The 6211-nt window shown below is 70.0% G+C and carries 7 protein-coding genes and 1 pseudogene; 7 read left to right on the plus strand and 1 reads right to left on the minus strand.

Going from position 1 to position 6211, the window contains the following annotated elements; translation table 11 throughout:
• Positions 1-137: 137 nt before the first annotated feature.
• Positions 138-377 (plus strand): DUF397 domain-containing protein, encoded by a 240-nt coding sequence (locus ACZ7LK_RS25885; RefSeq protein WP_392275387.1) that lies wholly within the window; start codon positions 138-140, stop codon positions 375-377.
• A 171-nt stretch (positions 378-548) separates the two neighbouring features.
• Here the strand turns inward: ACZ7LK_RS25885 and ACZ7LK_RS25890 are convergent, their stop codons facing one another.
• Positions 549-1070 (minus strand): ATP-binding protein, encoded by a 522-nt coding sequence (locus ACZ7LK_RS25890; RefSeq protein WP_392275386.1) that lies wholly within the window; start codon positions 1068-1070, stop codon positions 549-551.
• A gap of 328 nt (positions 1071-1398) precedes the next feature.
• On the opposite strand from ACZ7LK_RS25890, the gene ACZ7LK_RS25895 reads away from it, so the two are divergent.
• From ACZ7LK_RS25895 to ACZ7LK_RS25920, 6 genes and pseudogenes are all read left to right on the plus strand, one after another.
• Positions 1399-2262, plus strand: coding sequence for a helix-turn-helix domain-containing protein (locus ACZ7LK_RS25895; RefSeq protein ID WP_392275385.1), 864 nt, complete (start codon positions 1399-1401; stop codon positions 2260-2262).
• 70 nt (positions 2263-2332) lie between these two features.
• On the plus strand, positions 2333-3790 hold the full coding sequence (locus ACZ7LK_RS25900; RefSeq protein ID WP_392275384.1) for an aldehyde dehydrogenase family protein: 1458 nt from the start codon (positions 2333-2335) through the stop codon (positions 3788-3790).
• A 93-nt stretch (positions 3791-3883) separates the two neighbouring features.
• Entirely contained in the window at positions 3884-4420 is a 537-nt protein-coding gene (locus tag ACZ7LK_RS25905; RefSeq protein WP_392275383.1) for a DinB family protein, read from the plus strand.
• Positions 4421-4498: 78 nt separating this feature from the next.
• Positions 4499-5140: a PadR family transcriptional regulator gene (locus ACZ7LK_RS25910; protein ID WP_471143678.1), complete on the plus strand. Its 642-nt coding sequence runs from the start codon at positions 4499-4501 to the stop codon at positions 5138-5140.
• An 85-nt stretch (positions 5141-5225) separates the two neighbouring features.
• Complete coding sequence (locus ACZ7LK_RS25915; RefSeq protein ID WP_392275382.1) at positions 5226-5984, plus strand: MerR family transcriptional regulator; 759 nt, start codon at positions 5226-5228, stop codon at positions 5982-5984.
• 123 nt (positions 5985-6107) lie between these two features.
• Positions 6108-6211, plus strand: a pseudogene (locus tag ACZ7LK_RS25920) (DedA family protein); the annotation flags it as partial.

The raw sequence follows: 6211 nt of genomic DNA on the forward strand, positions 1-6211 counted from the left end.
CGTACGGGGGAGTAGCACAGCGCCTGTAATCGAGGGAGCACCCGCCGTGCACGTGCATCTGCTCGCGCATATGCACGGGAGTCACCGCTATGATCCCGATAGTTGACACCTGCAACATGTATCTCGGGGAGCGTCCTGTGCGCGACGTGTACAACGGCATGGCGGCCACGGAGCTTCACGGCGTCGTATGGCAGAAGAGCAGGCACAGCAATTCGCAGGGCTCGTGCGTGGAGTTCGCCAAGCTGCCCGGAGGGCAGGTGGCCGTGCGCAATTCACGGCACCCCGACGGCCCGGCGCTGGTCTACACCCCGGCCGAGATCGAGGCGCTGCTGCTGGGCGTGAAGGACGGCGAGTTCGACCACCTCGTGGCCGGCTGAGCCCCACCCGCCGGAGCGGCCGGCCGACCACCGGATCGAAGTCTCGCCGGCCGACCACCGGACCGAAGTCTCGCCGGCCGACCACCGGACCGAAGTACTCGCCCGCCACCGGGCCGCCGGCCACCGGGCGCGGCCCCGCAGGCCGCCCCCGGAGATGTCCGCAGGCGTCCGTTACGGGGCCGGCGTCTGCCTCTGCGTAGTGTCCGAGAGCCGGAACAGCGCCCAGACCACCTTGCCGTGCAGCGTGCCGGCGAGCGGGTGCCAGCCCCAGCCGTCGCTGAACGACTCCACCAGGAACAGCCCCCGGCCCGACTCGGCCGAGAAGTCCTCCTCCGCCTCGCGGGTCGCCGGGCTGTCCGGCGACGGATCGCGCACCGCGCACACCAGCCGGCTCGCCCAGCGCATCAGGTGCAGCCGGACCGGCGGGTCGTGCGGCGCCTCGCGAGGAGTGTCGGCGGGCAGGGCGTGCCGGAGCGCGTTGGTGACGAGTTCGGAGACGACCAGGGCGACGTCGTCGAACCGGTCGCTGAGGTCCCACTGGGCCAGCGTCGTGCTGGTGAACTTCCGTGCGCCGCGCACCGCGTCATAGCGGGCGGGCAGTGCGCACGAGGCGGAACGGGGGACGGAAGCGGCGTCGATCGGCGGAAGCCCCTGCCTTAAAGGCTCGAGCATGGTCGATCCATTCGTCCCCATGCGAGGCACTCCCGGGATTCGCGGCTGTGGTGCGACAACACGAACGAGTACGCAGGTGCGCGAGGCCCATCGTTCCGAATGCGACCACCTGATGCAAGGGCAGATGCACGTGCACGCGCCCGACCTGTCCGCCCCCGTGGTGGTTGCTGGCCAAATCTTCCGCGCACGACTTCGCGCGGCGGGCCGTCCCCATGGTCACCACTCGGCCAAGGCTTCGTCATTCCGTAACCGAGCGAGTACGCCGCGAAGCGTTTTGGTGGCAGAATCCGGCGTCTCGGGGCTCGGGGGTGCTCCGTCGTACACATCAGCGATGGGGAGGGTTGGAGACGTGACCGCAAGTGAGTCGAGCGGTTCCGTGGTGCGGCGCATCCTGCTGGGTTCGCAACTGCGGCGGCTGCGCGAGTCGCGCGGCATCACGCGCGAGGCCGCCGGCTATTCCATCCGGGCGTCCGAATCCAAGATCAGCCGTATGGAGTTGGGCCGGGTGAGCTTCAAGGCGAGGGACATCGAGGACCTGCTCACCCTGTACGGCGTCACCGACGAGACCGAGCGGGAGTCCCTCCTCGGCCTCGCCCGCGAGGCCAACGTCACCGGCTGGTGGCACAGCTACGGCGACGTCCTGCCGGGCTGGTTCCAGACGTACATCGGGCTCGAAGGCGCCGCCTCCGTCATCCGTATCTACGAAGTGCAGTTCGTGCACGGTCTGTTGCAGACCGAGGCCTACGCCCACGCCGTCGTCAGCCGGGGCATGCCCGACGCCTCACGGGCCGAGATCGACCGGCGCGTGGCCCTGCGCCTGGAGCGCCAGAAGGTCCTCGTGTCCGAGCGGGCACCGCGCTTCCACGCCGTCCTCGACGAGGCGGCGCTGCGCCGCCCGTACGGCGACCGGGAAGTGATGCGCGACCAGCTCAAGCACCTGATCGAGGTCTCCGAGCGGCCCAACGTCACGCTCCAGGTCATGCCCTTCAGCTTCGGCGGCCACGCGGGCGAGAGCGGCGCGTTCACCATGCTGCGGTTCCCCGAGTCCGACCTCTCCGACATCGTCTACCTCGAGCAGCTCACCAGCGCGCTCTACCTCGACAAGCGCGAGGAAGTGGCCCAGTACGAGCGGGTGATGGAGCGGCTGCACCAGGACAGTCCGGGGCCCGAGGAAAGCCGCGACCTTCTCCGAGGCCTCCTCCAACTCACCTGACCCGCCAGTAGGATGACGTCCCATCACATGACTCGGCAGAGCAGAGTGCGCGCCCTCGGGAAGGGATGGCATGTCCTACTTCACAGACCTGGCCCTGCAGTACATAGACGGTGAGTGGCGGGCCGGCGGCGGCTCGTGGGACATCATCGACTTCAACCCGTACAACGAGGAGAAGCTCGCCTCCATAACCGTGGCCACGGTCGAGGAGATAGACCAGGCCTACCGGGCCGCCGAGCGGGCCCAGCCCGCCTGGGCGGACACCAATCCGTACACGCGCCGCGCCGTCTTCGAGCGGGCGCTGCGGCTGATCGAGGAGCGCGAGGCCGAGATCACCGAGGCGATCATCGCCGAACTCGGCGGTACGCGGACCAAGGCCGGCTTCGAACTGCACCTGGCCAAGGAGTTCCTGCGCGAGGCGGTCAACCTGGCCCTGCGTCCCGAGGGCCGCATCCTCCCCTCGCCGGTCGACGGCAAGGAGAACCGCCTCTACCGGGTCCCCGTCGGCGTCGTCGGCGTCATCAGCCCGTTCAACTTCCCCTTCCTCCTCTCCCTCAAGTCCGTCGCCCCGGCGCTGGCCCTCGGCAACGCGGTCGTCCTCAAGCCCCACCAGAACACCCCGATCCTGGGCGGCGCCCTGGTCGCCAAGATCTTCGAGGACGCCGGGCTCCCGGCCGGCCTGCTCAACGTCGTGATCACCGACATCGCGGAGATCGGCGACGCGCTGATCGAGCACCCCGTGCCCAAGGTCATCTCGTTCACCGGTTCCGACCGGGTCGGCAAGCACGTCGCCACCGTCTGCGCCGCCCACTTCAAGCGGTCCGTCCTGGAGCTCGGCGGCAACAGCGCCCTGATCGTGCTGGACGACGCGGACGTCGACTACGCCGTCGACGCGGCCGTCTTCAGCCGCTTCGTGCACCAGGGCCAGGTCTGCATGGCCGCCAACCGGGTCCTGGTGGACCGCTCCCTGGAGCGCGAGTTCACCGAGAAGTTCGTCGCCAAGGTCCGCACCCTCAAGGCCGGCGACCCGGCCGACCCCGCCACCCACATCGGCCCGCTCATCAACGCCTCCCAGGCCGAGGCGGTCACCACGCTCGTCGACCAGACCGTCGGCGCCGGCGCCACCGCGCTCGTACACGGCCGGGCCGAGGGGAACGTCGTCGCACCGACCGTCCTGACCGGCCTGCCGGCCGACTCCCCGGTCCTGGGCCAGGAAATCTTCGGGCCCGTGGTGATGCTCATCCCCTTCGACGGGGAGGACGAGGCGGTGCGGATCGCCAACGACACCCCGTACGGCCTCAGCGGCGCCGTCCACACGGGTGACGTCGAGCGTGGCGTACGGCTCGCCCGGCGCATCCACACCGGCATGATCCACATCAATGACGGCACCGTCCACGACGAGCCGATCGTCCCCTTCGGCGGCGAGAAGCACTCCGGCGTGGGCCGGCTGAACGGCGAGGCCACGGTCGACGCCTTCACCACCTACAAGTGGATCTCCATCCAGCACGGCCGGAGCCGGTTCCCCTTCTGAGATCCACCGCCCCCGCGAGTTGAGGACAGGTCCTGACCTCAAGGGTCCGTAGGTTGGTGACGTAAGGCACCGACCGGAAAGGCGGACCAGCTCATGGTCACTCACGTTCCCTCCGAGGCACACGGCGACGAGCGCGGCGCGCTGCTCAACTTCATCGAGGCGCAGCGCGGCGCGGTCCGCCGGTCGGTGCTCGGGCTGACCGAGGAACAGGCCGCCTCCCGCCCCAGCGCCAGCGAACTGTCGCTGTCGGGCCTGCTCAAGCACGTGGCCGAGACGGAGCTGTCCTGGCTGCGGATGGCGCAGCGGCAGCCGAACGAGCGGCAGCGCACCCAGGACACCTGGGCGGACGGCTTCCGGCTGGAGCAGGGGGAGACCGTCGCCGGCGTCCTGGAGTTCTGGGACGGCGTGGCCAAGGAGACCGGCGAGTTCCTCCGGTCCGTACCCAGCCTGGACGACACCTTCCCCCTCCCCGACGCGCCCTGGTACCCGGCGGACGCCCGCGTCTCGATGCGCTGGCTGGGCATGCACCTGGTCGAGGAGATCGCCCGGCACGCCGGGCACGCCGACATCATCCGCGAGTCGCTCGACGGGAAGAACGCCTTCGACCTGATCGCGCTGTCCCACGCCTGACCCCACCCCACCCCGCCCCGCCCGTGCGCCGCCGCCCGCGTAGTCTGGTCAAGCTTGACTACGAAGGGTGCGTGGGAGATGTCGGCCATCCGGCTGCTGGTCCTCGGCGCGGTACGCCAGCACGGGCGGGCGCACGGCTATCAGGTGCGCAACGACCTGGAGTACTGGGGCGCGCACGAATGGTCCAACGCCAAGCCCGGCTCGATCTACCACGCGCTCAAGCAGATGGCCAAGCAAGGGCTGCTGCGCGCCCACGAAACCGCCCCCAGTACCGCCGGCGGCCCGCCGCGCACCGAGTACGAGCTCACCGACCGGGGCACCGAGGAGTACTTCGCCCTGCTGCGTGAGTCACTGACCGCGTACGACCAGCGGACGGACGTCCTGTCCGCGGCGGTCGGCTTCATCGTCGACCTGCCGCGCGAGGAGGCCGTCGCGCTGCTCCGGCGGCGGATCGAGGGCCTGGAGCGGTGGCGGGCGGGCGTCACGGAGTACTACGTCCCCGAGGACGGCCCCGAGTCGCTCGGCCACATCGGCGAGATCATGAACCTGTGGATCCACTCGGCCGACGCCGGCGCCGCCTGGACCCGCGGACTGATCAAACGCATCGAGGGCGGCGCCTACACCTTCGCCGGCGAGGGCGAGCCCTTCGTCGGCGTCCTGGCCGAGGGCCGCGACAACCCGTACGCCACGGGAACCGCCCACCCGGACGACGACCGGTAGCCGCCGCGGCGCCCGGGCTTGCACCTCACGCCGCGTGAGGCCCCAGGCTGAGGTCCGTACCCAGAAGAAGGGAGAGGGGACGGCCATGAGCTACTCCGTGGGACAGGTCGCCGATTTCGCCCGTGTCACGGTGCGGACCCTGCACCACTACGACGAGATCGGGCTGCTCACCCCGAGCGGCCGCAGCCACGCGGGCCACCGGCGTTACGACGACGGCGACCTCGACCGGCTCCAGCAGATCCTGTTCTACCGGGAGCTCGGCTTCCCTCTCGACCAGGTCGCGGCCCTGCTCGACGACCCCGACGCGGACCCGCGGGAACACCTGCGGCGCCAGCACGAGCTGCTCACCACGCGGATCGCCGAGCTCCAGAAGATGGCCGAGGCTGTCGAACACGCCATGGAGGCGAAGAAGATGGGCATCAACCTCACGCCGGAGGAGAAGTTCGAGGTGTTCGGGGACAACGACCCCGAACAGTACGAGGAAGAGGTCCAGGAACGCTGGGGCGACACCGCGGCCTACCGCGAGTCCCAGCGCCGCACCTCCCGCTACACCAAGGCCGACTGGCAGCGGATGAAGGACGAGAACGCCGACTGGAGCGCCCGCTACCAGGCCCTGATGGCGGACGGCGAGCCGCCGACGGGCGAGCGGGCGATGGACCTGGCGGAGGAGCACCGCCGGCAGATCCACGACTGGTACTACGACTGCACCCACGAGATGCACCGGTGCCTGGCGGACATGTACGTCGCGGACGAGCGCTTCACGGACTTCTACGACGCGATGCGCCCGGGCATGGCCCAGCACCTCCACGACGCCATCCACGCCAACGCGGCCCGTCACTCCTGACCCTCCGGGCCCCCGGACAGCGCTGCCGGGGGCCGGGGAGGGGCGTGGAACCGGGGCGGGGGCGGAACCGTTGATAGCTTTGGGCAGCCGTCCCCGCCCACCGACCCAGGAGCCCCGGAACCCGTGAATACGCTTGCGCTCGGACCGAGCTGGCTGGACCCGGACTACCTCATCGAGACCTTCGGCCTCATCGGCGTCCTGGTCATCGTCTTCGCCGAGTCCGGACT

The organism is Streptomyces sp. NPDC039423, assembly GCF_055598725.1.